General features: G+C 56.0%; 19 protein-coding genes and 1 pseudogene. 3 read left to right on the top strand and 17 right to left on the bottom strand.

Features of this window, described 5'->3' with window-relative positions:
• Window positions 1–105: 105 nt before the first annotated feature.
• The 8 genes from DQG13_RS29035 to DQG13_RS29000 all read right to left on the bottom strand — a co-directional run bounded on the left by DQG13_RS29035 (window position 106) and on the right by DQG13_RS29000 (window position 9,468).
• Entirely contained in the window at window positions 106–879 is a 774-nt protein-coding gene (locus tag DQG13_RS29035) for a helix-turn-helix domain-containing protein (protein ID WP_113023690.1), read from the bottom strand.
• Window positions 851–2,671 (bottom strand): sensor histidine kinase, encoded by a 1,821-nt coding sequence (locus DQG13_RS29030; protein WP_113023689.1) that lies wholly within the window; start codon window positions 2,669–2,671, stop codon window positions 851–853. Before DQG13_RS29030 ends, DQG13_RS29035 begins: the two co-directional genes overlap by 29 nt.
• 724 nt (window positions 2,672–3,395) lie before the next feature.
• Window positions 3,396–5,240 (bottom strand): heparinase II/III domain-containing protein, encoded by a 1,845-nt coding sequence (locus tag DQG13_RS29025; RefSeq protein ID WP_113023688.1) that lies wholly within the window; start codon window positions 5,238–5,240, stop codon window positions 3,396–3,398.
• 63 nt (window positions 5,241–5,303) lie between these two features.
• Complete coding sequence (locus DQG13_RS29020) at window positions 5,304–6,329, bottom strand: HD-GYP domain-containing protein (RefSeq protein ID WP_113023687.1); 1,026 nt, start codon at window positions 6,327–6,329, stop codon at window positions 5,304–5,306.
• On the bottom strand, window positions 6,326–6,889 hold the full coding sequence (locus DQG13_RS29015; RefSeq protein WP_113023686.1) for a methylated-DNA--[protein]-cysteine S-methyltransferase: 564 nt from the start codon (window positions 6,887–6,889) through the stop codon (window positions 6,326–6,328). Before DQG13_RS29015 ends, DQG13_RS29020 begins: the two co-directional genes overlap by 4 nt.
• Window positions 6,890–7,036: 147 nt before the next feature.
• On the bottom strand, window positions 7,037–8,203 hold the full coding sequence (queG, locus tag DQG13_RS29010; protein ID WP_113023685.1) for a tRNA epoxyqueuosine(34) reductase QueG: 1,167 nt from the start codon (window positions 8,201–8,203) through the stop codon (window positions 7,037–7,039).
• A 120-nt stretch (window positions 8,204–8,323) separates the two neighbouring features.
• Window positions 8,324–8,890 carry a DUF402 domain-containing protein gene (locus DQG13_RS29005; RefSeq protein ID WP_113023684.1) on the bottom strand — a complete coding sequence of 189 codons (567 nt, stop codon included), beginning with the start codon at window positions 8,888–8,890 and terminating at the stop codon, window positions 8,324–8,326.
• Window positions 8,891–9,042: 152 nt separating this feature from the next.
• Window positions 9,043–9,468 carry a GNAT family N-acetyltransferase gene (locus DQG13_RS29000; RefSeq protein ID WP_113023683.1) on the bottom strand — a complete coding sequence of 142 codons (426 nt, stop codon included), beginning with the start codon at window positions 9,466–9,468 and terminating at the stop codon, window positions 9,043–9,045.
• 385 nt (window positions 9,469–9,853) lie between these two features.
• Between DQG13_RS29000 and DQG13_RS28995 the strand changes: the two genes are divergently transcribed.
• Entirely contained in the window at window positions 9,854–10,378 is a 525-nt protein-coding gene (locus tag DQG13_RS28995; RefSeq protein ID WP_113023682.1) for an NUDIX domain-containing protein, read from the top strand.
• A gap of 881 nt (window positions 10,379–11,259) precedes the next feature.
• Window positions 11,260–11,874 (top strand): superoxide dismutase, encoded by a 615-nt coding sequence (locus DQG13_RS28985; RefSeq protein ID WP_113023681.1) that lies wholly within the window; start codon window positions 11,260–11,262, stop codon window positions 11,872–11,874.
• 765 nt (window positions 11,875–12,639) lie between these two features.
• Here the strand turns inward: DQG13_RS28985 and DQG13_RS31680 are convergent.
• The 9 genes and pseudogenes from DQG13_RS31680 to DQG13_RS28925 all read right to left on the bottom strand — a co-directional run bounded on the left by DQG13_RS31680 (window position 12,640) and on the right by DQG13_RS28925 (window position 25,325).
• Entirely contained in the window at window positions 12,640–18,819 is a 6,180-nt protein-coding gene (locus tag DQG13_RS31680) for an S-layer homology domain-containing protein (protein ID WP_258525925.1), read from the bottom strand.
• 204 nt (window positions 18,820–19,023) lie between these two features.
• A pseudogene (locus DQG13_RS31675) lies at window positions 19,024–19,224 on the bottom strand (helix-turn-helix domain-containing protein); the annotation flags it as partial.
• A gap of 558 nt (window positions 19,225–19,782) precedes the next feature.
• Window positions 19,783–20,103, bottom strand: coding sequence for a sulfatase-like hydrolase/transferase (locus DQG13_RS31670; protein ID WP_258525924.1), 321 nt, complete (start codon window positions 20,101–20,103; stop codon window positions 19,783–19,785).
• An 11-nt stretch (window positions 20,104–20,114) separates the two neighbouring features.
• Window positions 20,115–20,354 carry a sulfatase-like hydrolase/transferase gene (locus tag DQG13_RS31665; protein WP_258525923.1) on the bottom strand — a complete coding sequence of 80 codons (240 nt, stop codon included), beginning with the start codon at window positions 20,352–20,354 and terminating at the stop codon, window positions 20,115–20,117.
• Between the two features lie 3 nt (window positions 20,355–20,357).
• The gene (locus DQG13_RS28945) at window positions 20,358–21,470 is read right to left on the bottom strand and encodes a hypothetical protein (RefSeq protein WP_113023678.1); all 1,113 of its coding nucleotides are present in this window, start codon (window positions 21,468–21,470) and stop codon (window positions 20,358–20,360) included.
• Between the two features lie 179 nt (window positions 21,471–21,649).
• Window positions 21,650–22,294 carry a Vat family streptogramin A O-acetyltransferase gene (locus DQG13_RS28940; RefSeq protein WP_113023677.1) on the bottom strand — a complete coding sequence of 215 codons (645 nt, stop codon included), beginning with the start codon at window positions 22,292–22,294 and terminating at the stop codon, window positions 21,650–21,652.
• 25 nt (window positions 22,295–22,319) lie between these two features.
• Window positions 22,320–23,357 carry an N-acetyl-gamma-glutamyl-phosphate reductase gene (gene argC / locus DQG13_RS28935; RefSeq protein WP_113023676.1) on the bottom strand — a complete coding sequence of 346 codons (1,038 nt, stop codon included), beginning with the start codon at window positions 23,355–23,357 and terminating at the stop codon, window positions 22,320–22,322.
• Between the two features lie 16 nt (window positions 23,358–23,373).
• Window positions 23,374–24,342 carry a phospho-N-acetylmuramoyl-pentapeptide-transferase gene (mraY, locus tag DQG13_RS28930; protein WP_181593067.1) on the bottom strand — a complete coding sequence of 323 codons (969 nt, stop codon included), beginning with the start codon at window positions 24,340–24,342 and terminating at the stop codon, window positions 23,374–23,376.
• The gene (locus DQG13_RS28925) at window positions 24,339–25,325 is read right to left on the bottom strand and encodes a Mur ligase family protein (protein ID WP_181593066.1); all 987 of its coding nucleotides are present in this window, start codon (window positions 25,323–25,325) and stop codon (window positions 24,339–24,341) included. The genes mraY and DQG13_RS28925 overlap by 4 nt, the downstream gene beginning before the upstream one ends.
• Window positions 25,326–25,516: 191 nt before the next feature.
• Here DQG13_RS28925 and DQG13_RS28920 point away from each other — a divergent pair, with 191 nt between their 5' ends.
• The gene (locus tag DQG13_RS28920; protein WP_113023673.1) at window positions 25,517–25,825 is read left to right on the top strand and encodes an RNA polymerase sigma factor; all 309 of its coding nucleotides are present in this window, start codon (window positions 25,517–25,519) and stop codon (window positions 25,823–25,825) included.
• Window positions 25,826–25,877: the final 52 nt, after the last annotated feature.

The following is a 25,877-nucleotide window of genomic DNA, read 5'->3' as shown; positions in this document are numbered from 1 at the left end:
AGTTGGAGCATGCCAAAAACGAAGGTGCGACAGCGGCGCTTGACAGGTTTCGTTCATATCAGCGGAAATTGGGTTCCGCTATTTTCCCGTGGGAGGGCCAGGTGCTCAGGTTGCAGATTTTCTCCGGTAGTCGGCAGGCGTCGCGCCGGTCCAGCGCTTGAAAATTTTGATGAAGTAGCTGTCACCGGAAAAACCCACCCGCTCCCCGATTTCCGTCACGGGCATGGCGGTCTCCCGCAGCATCAAGGCGGCGGCCTCCACCCGCAGGCGCTGATGGTATTGGGTCAGGGTGACCCCTGTTTTTTTCTTGAACAAATCGCTTAGGTAGCTGGCCTCCATACAGGCCAATTCCGCCAGCCGCTTCAAGCTGAATTCCTCTTGGTAATGCTCCTCCAGATAGACGATGACCCGGTTGATATCCGGATGGTCTGTCGCCCCCTGCCCGGGGTCCTTGGCGGGGAGAGTGGACCAGACCCGGTCCAGCTTCTTGAGCCGGTCCCGTCCGGCCAGCTCTGTCTCGATCCGGGCCAGATTGGCCCGGAGAACCTCCGGCTCCATGGACAGCTTCAGCAGATACCCGGATGCGCCATACTCCAGCGCCTGGCGAGCGTACTCAAAGTCGCTCATGCACGTGAGCATGAGAAACCGCCCCTCGAATCCATCGCGGCGGGCAGCCTTCAGGAGCTCCACCCCGTCCATCACCGGCATGTCAATATCCGCGATAACCAGATCAGGCTGCAGGCTTCCGATCAGCCGGAGGCCTTCTTCCCCGTTGACCGCCTCCCCGGCCACAACAAAGCCTGCGTCAAGCTTTTCCAGAACCTTGCGCACATAACCTCTGGCCTGGTCCTCATCCTCCACCAACAGCACGGTTCTCATGGGGCTCCTCCTCCTTCCGGTATGGTGTGGCCAACAGCATGGGCAGCTCCAGCCTCGCCAGCGTTCCCGACGGAAGCGGCTCCAGGGACAGTCCGGCTCTATCCTGGTACAGCAGGCTAAGCCGCTCTCTCAGGTTGGAGAGGCCTACGCCGGCATTGGCCCGGCGCTTGGGCTTGGCTTCCGCCGCGTGAAGGCCGATGCCGTCATCCTCCACCTCAATGACAAGCCTATCCCCCTGCCGGCAGGCGCGGATGCGGATATTCCCCGACTCGGCGGTTTGGCCGAAGCCGTGAACGATGGCATTTTCCACCAAGGGCTGAAGAGAGGACTTGGGAATAAGAGCATAGTGCAGGGACGGGTCCATTTCATAGTCCACCTCAAAACGGCGGCCGAACCGGGAATTCTGGATTTGCATATAAGCGCTCACCAGCCCCAGCTCCTCCTTCAGATGGATCAGGTCCACATCCAGATTCAGCCCCGCCTCCAGCAGCTTCCCCAGGGATACGCAGATGTCATGGATATCGTCCTGATCCCGCTGCATGGCAATGCTCTTAATGGTATTCAGCGTGTTCAGCAAAAAGTGCGGATTCATCTGGGAAAGCAGCACCTGAAAGCGGATGGCCTGCTTTTGCCGCTCCTCCAGCTTGAGCCGGTTGACCAGATCATGGATATCCTTGACCATCCGGTTGAAGCTTCTGGTCAGCGACTGGACCTCCTCCGTGCTCTTGGTTTCGGGCAGCACCGCCTTCAGGTCGCTTCCCGCCACAATCTCCATTTTCCGCTGGAGCCGGAACAAGGGACGGGTAATGCCGGAGGAGAGGATAACCGTTACTCCGATGGCAAGCCCCATAAACACGGCGAATATGGCAAAAAATCTTCCCTTCATCCCGTTGATCTCGGCAAACAGCAAGGAGAGCGGCGTTCCTTTGACCACGTACCAGTCCAGGGAAGGAATATAGGCGGCGGTGTACAAAATCCCCTCCTCCCCATCCCGCCAACTGATGCCATCCTTTTTCTCCCCGGCGGCCGTTGCCCGGATAAAGCTCTCCTGCGGGAGCTTCCTGTCCGGCAAAGAGGACAGCACCGTGCCGCCGTCCCTGTCGGCGATGGCATAATAGACTCCGCCGGCATTCTGGTCAGAAGCCTCGACGGCCCGCTGAAACCATTCCTCATAGTCCATACTGATGCGGAGTACCGCGTACAATTCCTCATAGTTGCTGGTCAAGGCGGCATACAGGGAAACCATTCTGGCGCTGCGGTTGACCTCCCGCTTGACGTAATTCGTATCATTGGTGACCCAGAGGTAACGCTGATTCCCCCGGAGCACTCCCTGAAAGCCGGGTTCGCTTATCTGCCTGTCATAACGGATGGGCTCGTCGGGATAAAACGAGGTATAAATATTCCCCTTCCGATCCAGAATCGTATAATACGCCTGGGAGCCGGTCAGGAAAAAGCTGTTGGAAATGCCGTAAAATTTGCCTTCGATTCTTTTCTTCAAGTCGCTCCATTCATAGTTTTCCGGATACAGCAGCATATCCTCCAGCCCCGGGTCCTGGCCCATCATGGTCCAGGTTTTCACGAGAATGCCGCTCTGGTCCTCCAGACGCTGCCGCAGGGAAAACAGCTGCTCCCGGTCGCGCTCGTTAGCTTTATTTTGCAGGACCCGCTCCACTGAATTGAACATGTAAACGCTTAACAAAATCAGCGGCAGAAGAATGCACAGCAGGAAAACGGAGATCAGCCGGTTTTTCAGGCTTTTGGGCAAAAGCCGGGAGAGCAGGGAATGGATCATGCACAGGTCGCCCCTTTCTTTGCTGCGGGTTCCGCCTCTCCATTATTCCGCATTCGCGCGGGGCTGTAAATATGGGATTGGTGGATTAGCGGGAGAAAGTGACAAAAGCGTCGTTTTGTTCCGTTATCCAACATTCCATGGGCAACCTCCCACTTCGGGGATGCTCACCGCACAAAAAAACCGCCCGTCCTCTGCCGGCAGGCAGACAACAAGCGGCTTACACCCGTCCAAAGGATCACGGGACCGGGAGGATCGTGCAGAAGTGAAGCTATGGATATGGTGTGTCCATAATGCAAAAGTGCACTTATTTCATGGGTCAGCCGCTGAAACGGAGGGTCATCATGCAAAAGTGCATCTATTTCACGCGGCTTTCAGCCTTTTGGCGGTTTCAGGCGAAAATAAGTGCACTTTTGCATGAAGAGAGCCAAAAAGAGGGCTCGCGGCTAAAAATAACTGCACTTTTGCATGATAGCATTGGTAGGATATGGATCACGCGCAGCCTATACGGAACTCCAGCGGCTCTAACGGTGGCATTTCCCACTACGGAACTCAGTGACTCTTGCTGTCACAGCAAATTGGCCAAAAGGGAGCGGACGCCATGCTGCCACCGCCACCGCGGCTGCCCACCGGCGCCCCAGCCGGAGCGGAGCCTCCGAAGGCGTTCTACTCCGCCCCACTAGCCCCGCTCCCGCCCGCGGCTTCTCCCCGCACCGCTCGCCTGCGGCTACTCCCCGCTGCCCGCCTCCACGCGGAACTCGCCGCGGAAGACCAGCTCTGCCGAGGGCTCCAGCGCCTTCAGCACCAGCCGGTAGACCGTAATCGGCTGGCTTTGATGGGCCTTGGTGGGGATAACCTCCACCTCCGCCGAATAAGCTGCCGCGTCATACGACAGCGACACGGAGCTGTCCCCCCTCCGCCACACCACATTTCCCGCCGCAAGCCTCGGCTCGTCCTGGGAGATAAAAACCTCCTCCAGAGCAGACGGGGCCTTGCCGAAGCCGAACCGGTCGGTAAGCACCAGCGTGCCCGCCTGGCCACCGGAAGCGGCCTTCCAGTCGAAGCTGCGCTGGAGCTCCTTCAAATGCGGCGCCGGATAAGCTGCCGCCATATCCAGCACAAACCGCACCGCTCCCGGCGCGATGCTCTTCTCCACCACCCGGGCCGCAAACTCCCGGCCGTTATGCTGCTCCAGCCCGTCAATCACCGGAACCGAGTGGCCGCGGCTGGCATTGTGGAGGAAGGAGTAGCGCTGCGGTCCGAAATACTCCTTGGTATAAACTCCCGCCCCCAAATCCGTCAGCAGGCTGACGCCATTCACATGGAGAATGAAGCTGCCCACATCATTGTGGTTGTGGGGCTCATCATTATGGCCGCCCTTGGCGGCGAAGGACACCAGTCCGCCCCCGATTTTCCGTCTGCTCACCACCCACTGGAGATCCTCCAGCTCCCATTCGCCCTCCGGCGTATGGCGGTTCAGAAGCTCTCCCTTGGACCAGAAGAAATTCCGGGAAAGATGGGCAAAACGGTAGCAATGATCGCCATGGAAAGAAGGTCCGGACATATACGGCACCTCCAGCCCATAACGCTCCGCCAGCCTGGAAACCAGCCCTGTGCTTAAGCCCGATCTGCCGGAAGCGTCGGAGAAGCTGATAAAATTGCCGTCGGACAGGGCAGCAGCCAACGGAAATTCAGCGATTCTGCGGCATTTTTCATTGTCCAACAGCCGGATCTTTCCGTCCGTGTATGCCTCCAGCATCTCGGCAAAATACGTATAATAACCGAAGCCGTAAATCCAGTATCCGATGCCCTCGGCGCAGCCGCCGTCCGCCTGGAAACCCTCCAGGTAACATTCCATGGTTCGCACCAGACGGTCAACCATAGCAGCCAGCCGCTCCTTGTCCGTCTCCAGGAGAAGCAAGGCCATACCCGCAGCCCCGGCGCATACCGCCGACCAGTTGTGAGTTTGCGACTCCCATCTGAACCGGGCAGGCTCTTCATACAGCGGGCGGAAGGTCCGCTTTTCAATTTCCGTCCGCACCCGGTGGACAATCCACGGATTCAGCCGCCCTTCCAGGAGGTACAGGCTCTCCGCCAGGCTGTGGGCGGTTTCCGCCGCGAACAGATCAATAACCGCCTCCGGCTTATGGGTAAAAGCAACCACCTTCTCCAGCCCCTGCTCCAGATGGGCCGGCAGGCACCAGGTAAACTCGTTGCAGATTTCCCAGATCAGATTCTCCAAGGCCGGAAGATATTCATCCGTCTCCTCCAGCAGGGTAGCGAACACCAGTCCGACCAGTCTGCCGCGGCGTTCAAAGTACGGCCGCTCAAACTCCAGCCGCGTCCCTTGCTTTTCAAACAAATGAAACAGCGAAAACGGCAAGATGCCAACCGGCTCGGATACCGCCCGCTTGGCCTCTGCAACCGTTTCCCCCACAAAGCTGCCAAAAGCCTTCTGCGCCTTCAGCTTTCCCAGATTCTCCTTCCAGTCCACTCCGAACGGAGTCCGTGAAGCCGTCCACCCTGCAGCTTGCGAGCAGACAGCCTCCCTGATTTCACGGAAATTGTACACGGAATAGTCCCCCTGACACCATTTTGATATGATGAAACGTTTCAATCAATGGGTACGAGACTATTATAGCACAGCGTCAACAAAAAGCGTGGTGAATTTCGCCAAATCAAATTCGTTGACCATCAGATCATCGTCATCCTTCTTGATGACCCGCACAACCGGACGCCCGGGCAGTCCCCGATGCTGTCCAACCACAACCCCTACCTCATGGTTGCTCAACCGGACGCTGGTGCCGGTAGGGTATACGGAGACGGTGCGCAGAAACTGGATCACCACCTCCCGGTCCAGCTTGGTGCCGGAGAGGGCGGAAAGCTGCTCAATAACCAGATGGGGCTTGCTCCTCTCTCCGGTCCCAGGATTATAGAGGAGATTGTCATAGGTATTGGCCACGGCCACAATTTTGGCATACAGATGGATCTGCTCATCCTCCAGTCCCCGGGGCACACCGGTCCCGTCCGGAGCCTCGTGATGCTGGAAGGCCACATGGGCAATGAGCAGGCTCAGCTCCCGTTTGCTTTTCAGAAGATCAAAGCCCCGCCAGGTGTGATGCTTCCGCAGGTCTTCGGATTCATCGTCGGTGAGCAGCTCCACCTTGCCCACATCATGAAGCAGAGCGCCGGTAGCCAGCTCCTTCACCTGGGTGGCGGACAGCCCCATATTAATCCCTGTCAAAGCGGCCATGGTGCACACATTCAGCGCATGGACGTACTGCTCGTTGTCCTTGGTGCGGATGTCGGTGAGCTGCAGCAGCACCTCCCGGTTCTGCATCACATCCTCCAGCAGCTTGTCGATGCTGATGCTCATGGCACGGGTGTTGAACTCCTTGCCGGAGCGGATGGATTGGAGCATCTCGCCCATTTTTTGCATGACGGCCCGCTTATTCTCCTCGGACACCACATCGTCGATCTCCACGTCCTGGAGATTCTCATCCTTGATATACAGCATCGTCACGCCGATACGCCGTAAAGTATTAATCATATAAACTGTCAGCTGGACCCCTTCGGAGAGCAGTACGGCGCCATTGGAGGAAAAGATGGTTCTGCCCAAATATTGCCCGGATTCCACGGTGTCAATGTGTACATATCTCATAGGCTCGCCTCTTGGGGAATGGTATAGCGGACTGCCGCCCCCTCCAGGCGGAGCAGCACTTCCTTGATGGGCAGCCCTCCCCCGTAGCCCACCATATGGCCTGCGGCCCCTACCACCCGGTGGCAGGGGATGATCACGGGCAGAGGATTGCGGTTGTTGGCGCCGCCTACCGCCCGGACCGCTTTGGGCGAGCCGATGCGCATGGCAATATCCTTATACGAGCAGACGGTGCCATAGGGAATACCCGTCAGCGCCCGCCATACCTGCTCCTGAAAAGGAGTCCCCCTCACATCAAGCGGCACGGAAAAGACGGTGCGTTCCCCCTTGAAATATTCCTCCAGTTCCTTCACCGCCTGGGGAATGCCGCCGCCGTCCCGGACCAGCTCCACGGAAGCGGCGGAAACAACCTCCAGCTTGGCCGCCCAAGCAGCCAGCGACGCCAGCTCCTCCTCCATTTGCAGCCCTTCATCAAAATCCATACGGCAGATCCCCCGCTCCGTAGCCGCCACAAGCAGCTTGCCAATAGGGCTGGGAAGATACCCGTAATATATAACAGACATAATAAACCTCCTGACTAAGGAGCTGCGAGGAAATTAGTATCCGCTTTTGACGGCAAGTCTCCATGGTTTTGGGAGCTTGACCGGCAAATTAGCGGTACTTATTTCGTCGCAGTCTCGGATGTGAAATGTGTATACAGCAGCCCACCCTTACAGCTGCCGCAGGCATAACCCGATTTCGTCCCGGACAGCCGCTTCCTGCTCTTCTTCAAGAGCCGCCTCCAGAATCGGGAGCGCCTCACCGCCCCCCATGCGACTGATGCTCCACGCCGCCGCGGCGCGAAGCTCAGGCCGGGGGTCCGCCAATAAAATATGGCGCAGCTCCGGAAGTGTTGCCGGGTCCCGGAACAGCCCCAGAGCCAGCACCGCATTGCGCTGGATGGGTTTTTTGCCCCGCCAGGCCGCCGCCGTTCTGCCGAAGGCTTCCTTGAATTCCTTATTGCTCATGGTCAAAATGGGCAGCAAGAGCGGTTTGGCCTGCTCCGGCAGCGGCTGCAATTCCGCGTTATGCGCCGCGTTCTTCCCCTTGTTCTTGGGGCAAACCTGCTGGCAGGTATCGCAGCCGTAAAGCCGGTTGCCCAGGGGAACCCGGAACTCCTCCGGAATGATATCCTTGCTCTGGGTCCAAAAGGACAGGCACCGCTTGGCGTCAAGCTGCCGCGGCCCGGCAAAGGCATCCGTGGGACAGGCATCCAGACAGAGGGTGCAATCCCCGCAGCCATCCCCCAGCGCCGTATCCGGCGGAAAAGGCAAATCGGTGATCATCTCCCCCAGATAGACCCAGGAGCCGAATTCGGGGGTAATGATGGAGCAATTTTTGCCCACCCAGCCGATTCCCGCCCGCTCCGCTACCGCCCGGTCCGACAAGGCTCCCGTATCCACCATAATCTCGATCCTTGCTTCGGGAACCCTTTCCCGTATGAAAGCCGCCAGCCGGTTCAGCCGGTCCGTCAGCACCCGGTGATAATCCTCGCCCCATGCCGTGCGGGCCATCATCCCCCGGGGAGCGCCCGGCTCGGTGCGGGGCGGGTCCTGCAGCCGGGAGGGATACGCCACGGCGATGGAGAGGATGGAGCGCGCCCCGGGCAGATGCAGCTCCGGGTCGGTGCGTTTATCCAGATCCGGCTCCTCAAACCCGGATTCGCGCCCCAGCTCCCGGTGGCGGAGGAGCCTTTCTTTTAGCTCGGTGAAGGGCTCCGCCGAAGCAAAACCCAGCTTGTCGATGCCAAGCGCAGGCTTTGCCGCCAGAATCTCCTCCTTCAGCTTCCGCCAGCCGACCGCGTAGCCGCCTCCCGGGCTGCCCGATAAATTGCCCAAGATTTTTTTCCTCCCGACATCGATAATAAAGCGGCGGTTCCAGGCTGCGCGCAGTATTTCCTCGCAGCCCGACCGCCGGATATGCCCTTCTGACAGGGCGTTAAAAGGACGGCTGATCCGTCAGGCCTTGGCATCCTGTCCGGTCATCGCTTTCCACATTTCAAAATAGGCCAGCACCACTTCATCACGGAAGGGCTCCCCCCGGCTCCGCGCCAAATCAAGAAGCTCCTCCAGCCCCAGTCTCACCTTCTCCTCAACCGCCTGGGAGTAGTGGTAAAGCTTCCGGTGTTTGTTGTACTCATCCTCATCCAGAACGTAGATGTCCCCCTTCTGGTTGAGAACCACATCCAGATCATAATCAATATACGTAATAATCTCTCCCGACTGGTAGAAGGGAGACGCTACATTGCAGTAATAGCGGATTCCCTCATCCTCCAGGAGCGCCACAATATTGAACCATTTTCCCGGCAAAAAAAGGGAAACTCCCGGAATCCGGCTGGTCCATTCCCGGCCGTCCGATTCCTGGATGCGCGTATGGCAATTCACGAAGACCCGGAACGCTCCGTCCCGGTGGGCGGAAGCCAGAGATTCCTGGGGAATTTCCCAGTTTTCCAGCCATACCCGGTGCAAATGCCCGTCGTGCTTGAAGCTTTTGATTAAGGTCAAGGCTTGGCCCTGCTTCGCCATGGCCGGTTCACCTCCTGTCCGGGTCTTCCGCATAGACAAATATTAGACAACTCTTCATATATAGAAAAGCATATCTTTCTGCCAAATGCAACGATTCGGCGAAAGATATGCCTATAGGTTCATTCTGCCAATATGAATGCGGACAAGTGCAGCTAACAGCCGGCAAGAATGCTCAGCTTCCCGTAGGAACGGTTGAAGTTCTCCTCGCCGCAGCCCAGCTTCTCAAAAACTGGGAGCAGCTGTTCATTATACTCGTCCACGGGAACAGCCACATGCTGGATGTGGCGGTGCTGAAAGCGCTGCTTCATCCCTTCGGTTAAAGAACGGGCAATTCCTCTTCGCTGATGGTCCGGGTGAACGGCTACCCGGTAATAATATCCTTTGTTGCGGTGGATGGTCCCGATCATTACGCCAAGGACTTCATCTTCTTCGGAAGCCACCAGGATCAGCCCGCTGTCCCAGTTCAACTGGCGCGCGAACGCCGTCATCGTTTCCTCCAAACAGCTATCCTCCAACACAAGCTCCAACAAATCTGTGATTTTCCCGTAATCGGACAACTGGAATGAACGTACAACCATAGGTTTGGATCGCGCTCCTATCACCAATTTAGAGGTCAGACTTAGTAAATTCGACATAATAAAGCCGATTCCTGCCGAAAACGAGAAAAATATTAATAAAATCTTTATGAATCGCCATAATGCTCTGTTTTTCTCCTGAAAGCGCTTAATATAAAGCGTTTACATACATTTATAGGTAAAGGTGGGAATAACTCTGGAGTTTCTTAAGGACTCCACTGTCTTGTCTTTATGGAAATGGGCGCGGGCGGCTGTTACAATGAAGCCAATGCGCCGCGGTGCTTCTATTGGCTCAATAAGCGCCGATATCTTCATCAAGTTCCGGTGCCTTCATCAGCCTCACGCTGCGCGCTTGCATTTTGAAAATACACCCTAAGGAGAAATCCGCATGTATACTCTGCGATTGATTGCCGTAGCCATGTTATTCCATGAAGACAGGCTGCTGATGATGAAGCGGTCCCCTAACCGGACCTTGTCCCCTGGACAATGGGCAGGTATAGGCGGGCATCTGGAGCCGTACGAAATGGCGGCCCCTCTTGCCGCCTGCCTGCGGGAGGTGGAGGAGGAAACGGGGCTTACGCCCGGGGATATCGAAGGGCTGGAGCTGCGCTATATCGTAACCCGGCTCAGCGATACCGACCTGCGGCAGCAATTCGTGTTCACCGGCCGGGCCAAAACAGATAAGCTCTCCCTGACAGAAGAAGGAGAGCTGCATTGGATACCCCGGGACCAGATTCTGGACCGGGATATTCCGTATGTGTACCGGAGCCTCTTGGAGCATTACCTGCAATACGGCGCCGCCGGGGGCCTGTGGGCAGGAACCGCCACCTTGTCGGGGCAGACCGAGGACGCAGACGGAGCGCGCAGCCCCTCCATGATCTGGGTCCCGCTCCACGACCCCCTGCTGCTGTAGCGGGGGAGTGCCTCTCCCTGCTCCCTTGCTCCCTGCCCACTGTTCCCACGGTCTCCTGTTCCCTTGCCTCCTGGCCTCCATTCCCAGGGTCTCCTGTTCCCGTGCCTCTTGGCCGCCATTCCCAGAGTCTCCTGCTCCCCTTGCTCCTGGCCGCCATTCCCACGTTCTCCTGCTCTCCTGCCTCTTGGCCGCCATTCCCAGAGTCTCCTGCTCCCTTGCCCCTGTCCGCCATAGCCCNTGCCCCTGTCCGCCATAGCCCCCCGTTTCCCGTTTCCCGTTTCCCGTTTCCCGTTTCCCGTTTCCCGTTTCCCGTTTCCCGTTTCCCGTTTCCCGTTTCCGAAGGAATCTAACGGAACTCAGCGACTCTTACAACAGTTTTCGCGGCTTATTTTCGTTCGAACGGAACTGAAAAGCACTTATGGCCCACCCGCAGCCTTATTTCCCATCATTTTCTCCATTGCCGGCGGCATAAGAGCTTCTTAGTTCCGCTAAAAACTCAAACTCCCGCTTTTACGGCAATAAGAGTCGCCGAGTTCCGCAACAGAAGGCGATTCGCCCAAAAACGCATACATAGCACATACCGCTATTGCTTGTCCACGCTCATCCGTCGCTGGCTCCGCTTATACTTTCGCAAGATTTTTAAAAAAAGTGGCTCCCACTGATTTGTTCTTCTATAAAAGGGGTAAGTGAATAGGGTGTGCCCGATAATCTGCGCATAAATTCCCTGATTTGAACGAGACTAACATGAAGATTGGATGAAGATTCGGACTTTCTAAACATTTTAGTTGCATTATTATCATAATTCGTGGATAATAATGTTTGTAAAGAAGTTCCGGATTTAAACAAATTACATGACCCAATTTGAAGGAGGATTTATTACCATGGCACATCAATTACCCGCTCTTCCGTATGCGAACAACGCGCTGGAACCCCACATCGACGAAACGACCATGATGATCCATCATGACCGCCACCATAATGCCTACGTTACCAATCTGAATGCAGCTCTGGATAAGCATCCCGAGCTTCATGACAAGTCCCTGGACGCGCTGATCGCCGATCTGAACGCTGTTCCCGAGGACATCCGCACCGCAGTCCGCAATAACGGCGGCGGCCACCACAACCACTCCCTGTTCTGGGAAGTAATCGGCCCCAACGGCGGCGGCGACCCGACAGGCGCTGTAGGCGCGGCTATCGAATCCGAACTGGGCGGCTTCGCCAAGTTCAAGGAAACCTTCGCTGCAGCTGCCGCTACCCGCTTCGGCTCCGGCTGGGCATGGCTTGTAGTCGGCAAGGACGGCAAGCTGAAGGTATACAGCACCGCCAACCAAGACTCCCCTGTAATGGAAGGCGAGACTCCTATCCTGGGTCTGGACGTGTGGGAGCATGCATATTACCTCAAGTATCAAAACAAACGCCCGGATTACATCTCCGCGTTCTGGAACGTGGTCAACTGGGCTGAAGTCAACAAGCGCTACGAAGCTGCGAAGAAGTAAGAGAAACTTCTTCTTACACAGGAAGCAGGCCCTCCGCGGGCCTGCTTTTTTGCTTATGCTCCTGGCAACTTGTCCCCCTATTTTTCGCAACTGTTGGCTGCTGAACCGGCAGAGCAAGGCCTAAGGAAGATGGGTGGAGGAGCCGGGTTTTTGTATCCAGGTTTTGTATGCGCCAGAAGGACAAATCCTCCTGGAATGTCCGTTGGAAAGTGGACACGGGGGTGTATAGAGGTCACTCGGGAGGCATATCTATATGTGGTGGTTGAAGGGAATATGTTTTCCGTATATTGTGTTTTGTCAAAGAAACAGGGAGAGAAAGAGCTGCTACGCTCATGTCCACTATATGAAAGACAAATTTCGTAAAATATCTACTGTAAAAGGACAATACCACAGGGCAATCGCATTAGAATCACACAGGAGCCGAACCCTCTCCTGACTCAAGGGGATAATATACGACAAGCGCCTCAGAGGGGATAATACGCCTCAAGAATCCCTGGAGGAGATGGTGAGAACCTTGAGAATCCTCAAGGAGAGCAGCGAAGACCTCATGAATCCCCAAAGGAAATAGCGGGGCCTCATGAATCTCTGGAGGGAACAGCAAGCCTCATAGTCTCCAAAGGGAATAGTGTGCCGCAAAAGCCTCGGAGAGGCGGGTTACAGCATAGTGCACGCGCTAAAGTGTCGAAATAAAAGACAGGCCCCGGGTTTTACCGGAAGACCTGTCTTTTGTGAGTCAGCATCTTTTGTGAGTCATCGTTTTTGTTATCAGTTGGAAAAATCCAACCGTGCCAGCAGGCTGTCCAGAAGGGTCAGGCATTCGGCCCGGGTGGCTTTGGCGGCAGGCGCGAAGCTACCGTCCGGCAAGCCGCTGAGCAAACCTTGGCCGGTGAGCGCCTCTACAGCCGCCTTGGCCCATGGGGAAACCGCTGCTTCATCCACGTACGGCGGATGCGCCACAGCTGCAGCCGGAGCCAAACCCGCCAGCTCTGCCGCGCGGTTCACCATCACCGCCAGCTCCTGGCGGCTTACCGCTTCGCCCGGCCGGAAGCTGCCGTCGTCGTAGCCCTCGGCCAGCTTCATGGCCGCGGCGGAGCCAACGGCTCCCGCAAACCAATCCGTTCCGCTTACGTCGGTAAATCCACCGGCGCGCTCAGGCACGGATGAGGATAAGCCCAATGCGCGAACCAGGAAAGCAGCCAGCTCTGCCCGGGTTAAGGCCTTGTCGGGCTGGAACGCATCCGGGGCGGTGCCGTCTGCAATCATCCGCGCCGCCATCCGCTCCACGCTGTCCCGGGCCCAATGGCCGTTCAAGTCCGCGAAGCTCCGCTCGTTTTCTACCAGCAGATAGATATTGTTGCCGCGGCCGTAGATGTAAATCTCTCCATCGGCTACCCGGAAAGGAACCGGCTCCGGAGTCCAGCTCCCGTCTGCGGCAGATGCCATTCTGACAACTGCCAGAGAGGCTCCGGTTAAGGAAGCGCCTGTCTCCTTCGCCTTCACCGTTTGTTTCACATAACGGTTGAAGGAAGCCAGCTCCCGCACCTTGCCGTCCGGAGCGGACACCTTCACCGCAAATTCCCAGGCTCCCGCCACTTTCCAGCCGGCCTTTGCAGCCGATGCCGCAGCGCTGTCATTCTGCTGCGCCGTAACCGCAAGCTCCAGCTTGGCTGCATCCGTGCCCAGCTCACGGGCCAGCTGCTCCAGGTCCAGCTCCTTTACAGGCAGCGCGTAAGCGGCCCGGGCAGTTTCCACTACAAGAGTGTCCACATGTCCGGCTTGCAGCAGCTTGCCCAGGGCAGCTCCGTCCAAACGGACGCCGTCCGCCGAAGCATCTCCCTGACCGCTGCCGGCATCCGGCTTCAACCGCACCTGGCCTCCAGCGGCGGCCTTCAGCGCTTGCTCCATAGCGGAGCCATCCACTGCGGCCAGCTTTGCAGCCCCCGCCCCAGCGCCAGGTACGGCCGGAGTTGACCCCGCAGGCGGAGCAATTCCGCCAATGTCGCCTTCGGTAGGATCGCTGCCCGGGGGTTCACTGCCCGGAGTCTCAGAGGCCAACCGGGTTACCTCTACTATATACAAAGCTGTATCGCCGTTTTCAGCGGTTACTTTAACTACAATACGGTTTTTCCCTACTGACAGCGGAATGGATGCCGTGTACTTTCCTTCGGCCAGAGATTCCGCAGTTCCTCCCGCCGACGGGGAAGCGGCTTCCTCCGAATCAATGGCGATGGCTACGGACGCCAGAGGATCAGCCGCCGCGGCTGTTACAGTAACACTCTCTGTCTCATAGGAAACAGTCGCCGCATACTCCTTTTCCTCCGGGGCGAAGGCCGGGGTCAGCTCTCCCGCGCTAAGGGTGAGCTCCTGCAACCGCCACTCATCCGACGATTCCTCGATAACTACATCCACACCATCGTTCTGGTAAAAATTGTTATTTACACTTTCTACCACATTGCCTTTCAGCCGGATGCCCTTCCCGGCAAACAATCCGATACCGTTGGTGTTGCCGGTGAGAATATTGCCTTCGATGCGCACATTCTCCGGGTCACCTTCGCCGATATGGTTAGCGTTGGCGTCGCCGTTGTCATGCTCCAGCAGAATGGCCCAATACCCGTCGGCTGTATTGTTGCGGATGGTGTTTCCCCGGATAATGGTGCCGGGGCCGTTCAGAATATTGATGCCGGAGGCATCCGAGATGTTGGCCGTATTCTCGATAAGATTGTTCACAATCACCGTATCCGGAGTTCCCATAGTCACCACAACACCCTCCCGGCTGTTCTTGATGATGTTGTCCCGGATCAGATTGCCGGGGCCGGATTTGCTGTGGTCATTGGGAGCCGTGCCGCCGGTATTGCCAAGGCCAACGGCCCCGCCGGTCAGAATATTTTCCACCAGATTGCCGGAAATCTCATTCAAGTATTCCAGCTCTCCGTGCAGGTCGATGGCATCCAGCTTGGTCTGGATAAACGCATTGTTGCGGATCGTGTTGTTGTGGGCCACGTTCTGGATCAGCGCGCCATGGCGCAGGTACGGTCCCTCAAACCGGGAATCCTCTACCAGATTCCACAGGGTATCATTGGCAAAACCCAGCCGCTCCACCTTGGGTATCCCCTGGATCGCCACGCCGTAGCCGGAGCCGCCGGGGCCTACGTCTGTGGCGTTGCGGAAGGTGCTGTTCCGCACAATAACATCATGGCTGTTCTCAATGCGGATAGCCATACGCCGGAACTTCTCCACCGTAACATGGTGGATGGTCACATTGTACGACGGGTCCTCGCCGTAGTTGCCGATCATGATCAGGCTGTCGGGCCCGCCCGCATCGGGATTATTGCTTTTGTGGTCCGTGGTGTACGTTTTGTTCCAGGCAGAGGTTAAGGTCATGCCGGAAATCTGGAAGTCATGCTGCTTGGCGGACTTGAACAATGTGCTGTTTTTGATCATATCCAAAGAGGTCTTCAGAATCGTGCCGCTTTCGCTTTCTCCCCGGATGTTGACGCCGCTCTTCAAAAACAGGTTGGCCAGGCCGTCGGGAGAGGTGGTGAGATTGTACACGCCGTCCGGAATGTATACTTCATCCCCGGCAACAGCCGCATCAATAGCCGCCTGGATGGCAGGCCGGTCATCCTGCCCGTCGTCCGCCGGATTGGCGCCGAAATCCAATACATTCAATGTCCGCCCCGTCACCGAGTTGGGCGTGTGAAGGGGATGTGGACTGCCGTCCGGCTTGGTCAATCCCGCTTGGGTAAAGGGCACCGCTCCGGGAGGAGGCCCCGGCAAAATATACGGCACCAGCGCCACCGGCGTATCCCCGTTGGCATAGGGTGGATAGATATGCACATCCGTCAAACTGGTGAACACGCTGCCGTCGGAATTGCCGTGCCCGGTAATGCGCACATACCTGGCATTCACATCATCCAGATCAAACACCTGCAAAGCCGTTGTCAACCGGGATGACCAGCCGCTGAAGCCGGTTGTCCAATTGACTCCGTCGGGAGAGGTTTCAATATCCAGCAATGTTTTGCGGGCATCCCCTTTATAAAAACCAATGCCCAGATACCCCACCTGCCGGATTTCCCCCAGATCAAACAAAATCCATGGGTCGCCGCTGGCCGACCAGCGGGTGTACGAGTTGTTGTCGATGGTATTGCTTTCGATATTGCCGTCGCTGCTGCTGGCGATTACCGCCTCCACCGCCAAGGGAAGAATCGGCTCCGCCAGGGTCGTCCGGGTGAGCGTCAAGGGTGTGCTGATTTTGCCTGCGGCATCCACAGCCGTTACCTTAAAGTCATATGCCGTGGCAGCCGCCAATCCGCTAGCGTTATAAGCGGTTACCTCTGGCGGCAGAGTTGCCAGCTTCTCATTATTGCGGTACAGCAGGTAATGGGAAATGGTAGAGTCATCCAAAGCCTTAGGCCATTGCAAATCCACAAAGTCCGTTCCCAGATTCATCGCCTTCAAAAGCGAGCCTTCCGGCCAATACGGCGGAGCAGTATCGCTGGAAAGATCGATCATTTCCTTAACAGTCAAGGAAGGCCGGGGATTGCTGGTGCCGTTGGCTTCCTTGGAATAGATGTTCAGGGAGATACCCATATTGGCCGCATCGCCCAGCATAAATACGACAGTCTCCTCTCCCTCCGCAAGCCGGGAGCGCACATAATCCGTAACGTCTACCGTATAAACCTTAGGGTTCCCGCCTTTGTCCGCATCCACGGTAAAGCCGCCCAACAGTTGGCCGGATGCCAGATCCTTCACCGGAGCATTGTTCCAGGTCAAGGTGGTTTCGCTCCAACTGCTGTCAGTGATGCCGTAAAGCTGCAAGGGAACATCCGTATTGCTGGAGCCCTTTTTAGCCGCCACCTGGAAGATATAGTGATAGGACGGATTTGCTGCACCGCTGATGTCATATTTGAAATATACAAGCTTTTTCCTTGAACTGCTGGATGATAAGCTGAACAACCCCTGGCTGGAGGCGGTTGTCGAATTGTAGTTCTTATCCGCCTGGTCGCTGCCGTTGTCAATCAGAGCATCATCCGTGGGAGTCAGAACGGCAATTTCCTTCTCCACCACCTGTCCGGGCGGGTTCGGGTCTGCCGGTGTCACCGTTACCACACTCTCCACAACCGCAGGCTGCTGATAAACGGAGGAGGTGACAGTGGCCACAATCTTCGTGCTGCCAGGCGCTACCGCTGTTACCCGCGCCGCCGTTCCGCCCAGGGAAGCAACGGAAGCCACAGCGCTGTCATAGGTGGACCAGGTGACGGTAACAGTCCCTGGATTGCCGGGAGAGGTGACCGCAACCGAAAATTCCTTGTTGGTGCCGGCAGCCATAGTCCATGTAGAAGGCTCCATCTGAACGGCAGGACTGCCCGGGTCCGTGCCCCCCGGCTCCGAACCGCCAGGACCATAACCCGGCTTATAAATAATCGGCTCGGTAACCGTCCTGTTTTTCACATACTGGTCCAAAAAAGCCCAAGCCTCTGTATTGGCAGTTTCCGAGGCTGTACCCGTGAAGCCGTGCCCCTGGCCGGGCACCAGCTTGAAATCCACCACCTGCACTCCCGCCGCTGTCAGTTGTCCGGCAAAAGTGACGCTGTTCTGGTATGGAATGGTGCTGTCGGCATCGCCGTGGCGAATCCAGAAGGGTGGATCATCCGGGGACGCATAGGTGCCCGGCATAGCCAGTCTGGCCTCATTGGGAACGGTAAAGGCCTTTTTCCCGCCAAGGAGCGCCGTTACAGAGCTGTAATTGTTGGCGAACTCTGTAGTAAAATCCGCCGGACCGAACCAGTCCGCCACTGCCTGGACCTTGTCGGAGTATTCCGGCCAGCCGCCGTTTCCGCCCAGATCCGGCACCTGCACCGTATTCCCGTTGTCCAGGGTAATCCACTGGCCGGCCTCCATATCCCCGGTGGTGCCCAGAAGCGAAGCCAAATGCCCGCCGGCGGAGGAGCCCCACACCCCGATCCGGCTGGGATCAATGAAGTATTGGGCCGCATGGGCCCGCAGGAAACGGATGCCCAGCTTCACATCCTGGATCTGCGCCGGGAACGGCGCCTCCGGGGTGAGCCGGTAGCTCAGGGCTACACCGATATAGCCTCTTTTTAGCACATAGTTGGAAATATTGCCAAGGGCCTGCTTCCGGTCCCCGTGGTTCCAGCCTCCTCCGTGGATATACACCATGGCCGGCATCGGAGCGCTTGGCGCTATCTCCGGCACCGCAATAGAGGCATAAATCTCCCGGTTGCCCGCCATGCCCACCAGCACATCCTCATACATGGTTACACCGGCAGGGGGAATAAAGGGCTCCTGCTCCACCGGCTCGGGAATGGGCACCGGCGACACCGCCGGAGGAATCCCGGGGATGGCCTGACCCGTAATGGAAACGCTGTCGAAATACAGATTGCCCGATGGGGCGTCCGCCCGGAACCGCAGCTTGTTGGCCGGGTTGTTGTTGGCCTGGGCGTCCAGGGCCCATGTTTTTTGCTTGTTGGGATCGGCTGCTCCCGCTGCCGGCTTGAAATCCTCCAGCACAGTCCAGGTGGCTCCCCCGTCATAGGACCACTCCACCAGGATGCTGCCGCTTACATACGACGACGCCCGGGTGTAGTAGCTGACCTTGATATTGCCGTAGCCGGTCAGATCAAGGGGCAGCGCCAGCACATCCGTAGCATCGATTTTCACCATATTGGGCGTGGACGGAGCCGAGCCGGAGGCCGAGGTTTTGGCCAGGCTTTTGCCCCCCTCCTGCACCCATGGCTGGGGAATGGTCACCCCTCCGGCAGAGCCGTAATTGTCCGGATCGTCGAACTGGTCGGCGTAAATCTCCACCTCCGGCCCTTCCGGCTCCGGAACCGCCGCTTTTACAGAAAGCGTTTGCAATTGTAACAAAGGCGAAAGCGCCAGCACACACACCAGCACACAAATAAAATAAGCTTTTAGCTTCATCGCGCACTCCCTCCCGAGAATGGATAACATGCGGCAAAGTCCGCGCCTGCAGGCCTAAAACGGATTTTACCGACTCACCAATTAGGTTAGCGCACTTTTCACATGCTGTCTACGCAGGTTATTTTTAGGTGTCTTGGGCTTTTTTTTGGTTTTCGGGATGCAGATGCGGAAAAGACCCGTCCGGCTGCTCCGGAAGCGGGTCTTCTATAGTGGATGTCCCCCCTGGGAGGACTCCTCCCAGCTATTTTCCGGCGTACCTGCCGACTCCCGGTAGGCTCCCGGCGTAATTCCCTCCAGCTTCTTAAAAATCCGGTTGAAATACGTTGGTTGATACCCTACCAGCTCGGCAATGGCATTGATCCTCATGTCCGTTCCGGCGAGGAGCTCCTTGGCTTTTTCCAGGCGTACCTTCCAATTACGATTAATCCCTGCGGAAAAGTCGTATATATGCTTGTGTCCCACTATACAAAACTGCGTCCTTGCCTGCAATTTCACTTTTTTGCAGGGGAATGGCGGCATTCTTATAGCATTCTTATAGCATTCTCACAGCACTCCTGCGGCCCTCTTGCACATCCTTGCAGTCTTGCACAGCGCGCCTCCACAGGGGCACAAGTCCATGCTCCCACCGAACCACTCTCCTCCTCACCCGCCACCAAAATGCAAGAGTGCAGTTATTTTGTGCCGTAGAGCCTGATTTGGCCTCTTTAAATGCAAAAGTGCATTTATTTCCGGCTTCACAGGGCCAATGAGCGGGAAAACCCAGTTATTAACTGCACTTTTGCAGGATGAGCCCTGACTGGGGTAGCCAGCGGAAAAAATAGATGCACTTTTGCATTTGCGGTCATCTCGTTAACCAAATTTGCGCTACCTGTACGCGTCACCCGCCGTCCCGTTGAGAGCCAAACACCTCACCGCAACCGCCAAAAAAAGGCCCAGCCAGCAGCAGCGCCGCAAGCCAGGGCCTCACCTAACTAAACTGCCTTTTACTCCATCCGGTTCCGGTCGTTGAAAAACGGCCCTCTGGCCCACACACAGGCCAGATGCATCAGCAGCTCCGTCTTCAGCCGCTCCCGCAGCCTCCGCCAACGTAGGCAGCACATCCTTCAGCTCCGCCGGACGGTCATCCACCCTACCCCGCCGCTCCGCGGGAAGATAGCTGCCCGAGAGAATCAGCGGCACCCGGACGCTGCTTTCGTAGAGGCAGTATTTGTTGAAGCGGTAGCGGCGTTCGCTGAGCATCTCCCCGTGGTCGGAGGTGAAGAGAATCAGGGCGTTGTCCAGCACCCCCTCCCGCTTCAGGCTTTGTTGGTGCGGATGCCCAACTGGGAGGGGTAAAGGCCGAACATCATGGAATTCCGGCTGGGCACACACATGGGCGACTGGCAAACCGCTTGGCTGAACACAATCCCCTCATCGGCCAACCGGTCCAGACTAGGCGTCCGGATATGCTCGTTATACCGCCCGATGGCATCCCACCGCTGCTGGTCCGTCATCAGGAAAATCAGGTTTGGCTGTTTCTGCCGGTTGCTTTCCATACTTTACGCCTCCCCGCACACAGCCGAAATATCCACAAATCCCGCCACAGCACGGTCCGGGGTCACCAGCCGGTTGAAGTAAACCCTCCGCCCATCCAAGGAAAAGGTCGGGTTGGGATGCACCTGCAGTCCGAACACCGCTTCATGGAAGGGGTGGGAGTCCAGCACCGCCGCAGGCTCCAGCTCTCCTTTGCGATAAAGCCGAATATCGATGGAGGAACCGGGAAAACACGTATCGCTGACAAACCATTTCCGGTCCGGCGACCCGTCAATATGATTGCCGATGCCTCCCAGAGGTTCAATAATCTCCCCGTCCAGGGAATACCGGTTCATGCAGCTGGTTTCCTTGACGATCCGCTTGCCGTCATGATGGTGGTACATGGCCATATATGAATCGTCATCATACCAGAGCTGGTGGATGGGCTTGTCGGGTATCAGATGCCATGCCCCGGTCACCAGATCATAACAGCCCAGTGCCCCCAGCGCCTTGCACTCCTCCACGGATAGCCGCATCATCACCCGGGTGGCTGAGGGATTCAGCTGGACATGGCTCATCCGGATGGTATTCTCGTTAGGCGTCAGCCCCCGGCTGCGGATAAAAGCCAGCAGCTCCCCGCCCTCCACAACCTGCCTGATCCTCCCCGTGGCCAGCTCCAGGGTGTACACTCCGGGCCCGCCAATCTCCGGGTAAGCCGGATTTCGTCCCACATATTGGTCGGAGATGCTGAACGGGTACAGCCCGTTTTCCCCGCGGTGGCTTTCCTTGGCGATAATGGGGCCATACACCACCTGCTCCCGCCGGATGTCATAGATGAGGAAATAGCTGAACTGCTGCTCATTTTGCCCGCGGAACACAATCCAGTCGTTATTCAGAAAAGTTGCCGACGGCCCGTTATGGTTGCCGCATACCACCTCGTACACCATCCGGTGGCCGGTGAGATCGGAATTGCATATCCAGATTTCCGTCCGGTGGTCATCGGGCCTGTCCAGGCAGCGTTTGCGGGCATACACCAGCAGACTGCCGTCCGGACTTTCGGGAAGGCCGCCGTTCATCCCCAGAAGCGAGCTTCCTTCCCCTCCCTCCCAAATGGGAGTAAAAGCAAAAGCTGTCGTCATGCGCCATTCCTCCATTCATGTCGGTGCGTGCATTATGCCATCACTATACAAGCCGGAGGATTGGACCGGCAATTGGACATTTTTGCAGCGGCGGATAAAAGGAGTGCGGCAGAGAAAAAGCCCGTCCAGACGTTCCCGGGCGGGCAATTTGCTCTATATTGGGTTCTGGCTGCCTTACACTACTCAATACGGCGGATCAGGCCGAGGTCGGCGCTGCACAGCACCTCCAGATTGCGGAAAATCTTCTCTGCAGGCCAATCCCACCACTTCAGCTCCAGCAAATATTCCGTCAGCTCCCCGTCGAAACGGCGGCGGATGAGCCGGGCCGGATTGCCGCCGACGATGGTGTAGGGTGCCACGTCAGAGGCCACCACCGCATTGGCCGCAATGATGGCGCCGTCGCCAATTTGCACTCCCGGCAGAATCACCGCGTTCTGCCCGATCCACACATCGTTGCCGACAACCGTATCGCCCTTGTAGGGCAGCTCCTCCAGGGAGGGGACCGCCTTTTCCCAGCCTCCGCCCATAATGTTGAAGGGGTAGGTGGTAACGGAGCCCATCCGGTGGTTGGCCCCGTTCATAATAAATTCCACGCCCCGGGCGATGGCGCAGAACCGGCCGATAATCAGCTTGTCGCCGATAAACTCATAATGGTGGGTCACCCGCTCCTCGAAGCGCTCCGCCCCGTCCTTATCGTCGTAATAGGTATAGTCGCCCACTATAATATTGGGCCGGGTGATGACATTTTTGATGAAGCAAATCTGCTTGATCTGCGGGTTGGGATAAACGGTATGGGGATCGGGTCCATAGCCTGAGCCTGGCATTGGCGTCACTCCTTTTTGTGCTGTACTACAGACACACCGGTACATCATCGATGGCCATGTGTTGGGGGAAGCCGTTCATGATATTCAGGTTTTGGATGGCCTGGCCTGCGGCTCCCTTGATTAAATTGTCCAGGGCGGCGAAGACGATTAACGAGCTGTCCTCCTCATCCACCTCGAAATTGATATGGCACATGTTGGATTGCTTCACCCATTTGGTTTCCACATACATCCCCCGCTCCAATAACTGCACGAAGGGCTTGTCCCGGTAGTAGTGGTCGTACACACTCCGAATCCGGTCATGGTCAACGCTTTGGGCCAGCCTGGTGTAGCAAGTAACCAGAATGCCCCGCTGCATCGGGACAATATGGGGCACGAAGGTCAGCTTTACAGGCTCCCGGGTAAAATATTCAATCCCCTTCTGCGCCTCGACCTTATGCGGATGATTGGTAATTTTATAAGGCTTCACCGATTCGTTGGCCTCTGTAAAGTGCGTGCCTAGTGTAAGCGTTCTGCCGGAGCCGGATAAGGCGCATTTTCCGTCTACGGTTACCTGGGGAGCAATGATTCTTTCCTGAATCAGCGGCAGCAAGGCAAGCTGGATCGCTGTGGCGAAGCATCCGGGGTTGGCAATATGCTCCGCGGCGCGAATCCCGTTTTCATTCCACTCGCACAGTCCGTAGGTAAACCGGGAGGCAAGATGAATCGGTGGATGATCCTTGCCATAATACTGTTTATATTCCGTCTGGTTCATGAAACGATAATCGACTCCCAGGTCAATCACCTGTACACGGTTCAGCAGATCCTCGTTCAGCTTCTCCATCAGTACGCCATAGGGCAGAGAGGTGAACAGCACATCAATCCCGTCGGCAATCGTCTCATAATCAAGAGCCGCGCAGCTCTCTTGCGTAAATCCGGTAAAATTCCGGTATACATAAGAATAGGGTTTATCGGCATAGGTTTCCGATAAGATTTTCACTATTTCCACTTCGGGATGACGGTGCAATAACCTTAGCAATTCCTGTCCGGCATATCCGGTTGCGCCAGCGATTCCGACTTTGATCATGAGAGCCTCCCGTACTTCATATTCCCAAATAGGCAATGACGCATGCTGCAGCGGTAATGCCGCAGAATGTCCGCACAATAGCGGTTTCTGTCCATTCGCTTTTCTCCAGATGATGATGGAAAGGGGCGATTTTGAACACTTTTTTGTGCCGATACCGCAATGAAGTTAACTGTATGATCACGCTGACGGCTTCAAATATGCAAACACAGAGCACCAGAATAATCCACAGAGGCATGTTCAAGGCCAGCAAAAACACGGCGATGGTCCCTCCCAATAAGAGAGAGCCTGTGTCCCCCATGAAGATTCTGGCGGGATGGCGGTTGAAGAACAGCGTACCCAGACAAGCCCCCTCCATAACGAAGGCTCCAAACAGCACATGCTGCGCACCCAACTGGTATGCGGCCACCCCGATGAAGACAAACACAATGGCGCATATGCCCAAGGCAAGTCCGTCCACTCCGTCTGTAATATTGACGCTATTGCTGGACAATACAATCAGAAACACCGTCAAAGCCCCGTACAGCCAGGGATGGATTTCGATGGAGCCGCTGATGAAGGGGAGCATGATCTCTGTATCAATCTGCCCGGAGGCAATAAAATATACCGCCATCATTATGCCGATAAGGCCAAGGCCAACCAGCTTTTCCTTCGGGGTTACGCCGTCCCGCGTCTTCTTCACCTTGATATAATCGTCAATAAATCCCATAAGGCCAAATAACAACAGGAAAACATTCATCCATATGATCTCGCCTGCCCAAATGCTATACACCACCGTGGACAAAAGCAGCGCCAAATTGATGGCAAGGCCGCCCATTGTCGGCGTGGCCGCTTTGTGCTTATGCAGCTCCTGGATACATGACTTCTTGTTGCTGTCCACATGCTCCGCTCTTCGGAACAATCGGGTCTTGGACAGCCTGTCAATAAATAGCTTGAGGAACGCCACTGTCACCAGCAGACTGATTGCAAAATACAGGATCATCATCATTCCGCTTCCTCCGCAATCCATGACGCTAAGCCACTGATATCATAACCCTGCGCACAGCACACCGAGAAAGCCGCCAGAACATTATATACATCAAATCGGTTTTCTGTATTCAGCCGCACAGGAAATGTCCTTCCGAAGTAATCCAGCTCAAAATGCGTGGCTCCATTTCTTTGCTCCAGCTTTGCCGCCCTCACATCCGCATGGCGGTTGTGAATGCCATAGGTAATGGAATGCTTATGCTCCTTTAGAACATCTTGGGCAAAACTGTCATCCGCATTTACAACGGCATGTTTGCATTGCCTGAACAGCTTTAGCTTGGCCTGCTTATAATCGTCCATCGTCTTATGGAAATCAAGATGGTCCGGATAGAGGTTGGTCAATACCCCTGTTTCAAAGCTGCAAAAGTCAACTCTATGAAGCGCCAGCGCATGAGAAGTAACCTCAAGAATGACATGAGTTGCCCCTTCATTTCTCATTCCGCAGAGAATTTTATTCAATTCAAGGGATTCCGGGGTGGTTTTTGTGTTTTTGGAAATGTCGATTGTCTTGTCTTTGAGTAGGTTCCCTTTGGAGCCTATGATTCCGGAGACAAGCCCCAGTTTATCAAAAAATTGGTTTAGCATATCTGCGGTTGATGTTTTGCCCTTTGTTCCCGTTATGCCAATGAGCTTCAATTCCTTGGACAGGCTGCCATAAAATTTTGCTGAAATGAAAGCCAAGGCGTTCCTTGCATTCTCGACTTTGATGACCGCAATATGATTGGCAATCTCCCGTTTGTCATCCTCCACGATTACGGCCACAGCGCCTTTTGCTATGGCATCAGCTATGTAGTTGTGACCATCCGTATTAAACCCCGTAATACAGACATAAATGGAGCCATTAGTGACTTTCCGCGAGTCGTAGGATATGTCTTCCACTTCTGTTTCCGGATTTCCCTGGATCAGCATATATTCATAACCACTTAACAAGCCGCCGAGCTTCATTGCCAAACCTCCCCGCATCACCTTAAGAGCTTTCCGTCAGGAAACTGCCATCGTAAGTATACGCTCCCAAGCCCATTATACCTGATATTTTACATCCTTGGAGAGAAACAGGAATATTTTACTGTCCCAAACTTACTTGCTTGATTGTTATACAATATGAAAACGAAGCCGGGCAGCAGGGGAGGGAGAGCATGGAGAAAACGGACGTGGACCAACTGGTGCGGGCGGTGAAAAGCGGGGATAAAGCAGGTTACGGAACGATAGTAGCCGGTTATCAGCAGGAAATATTCAGATACTGCTTCCATATGCTTGGGCAGCTGCAAGAGGCCGAAGATGTAACCCAAGATGTATTCGTGAAAGGACTTGAACGGCTGGAGCAGTATCGTGAAGGCACCTCTTTTCGGGCATGGCTGTACAAAATGGCTTACCATGAATGTCTAAACAAGCTCAAGCGAAGGCAAATTTATAACCGGATACTAGGATTGTTTGTTACTACTTAGGTCATAGCAAAACAGGAGTGCCGGAAAAGGCAAGAGACAAGGAAGAAAGGAC

The sequence above is a fragment of the Paenibacillus sp. YN15 genome (assembly GCF_003285005.1).
Taxonomy (GTDB): domain Bacteria; phylum Bacillota; class Bacilli; order Paenibacillales; family NBRC-103111; genus Paenibacillus_AR.
Note: the sequence above shows the minus strand (reverse complement) of the source record. Positions and strands in the feature narration are given on the sequence as shown.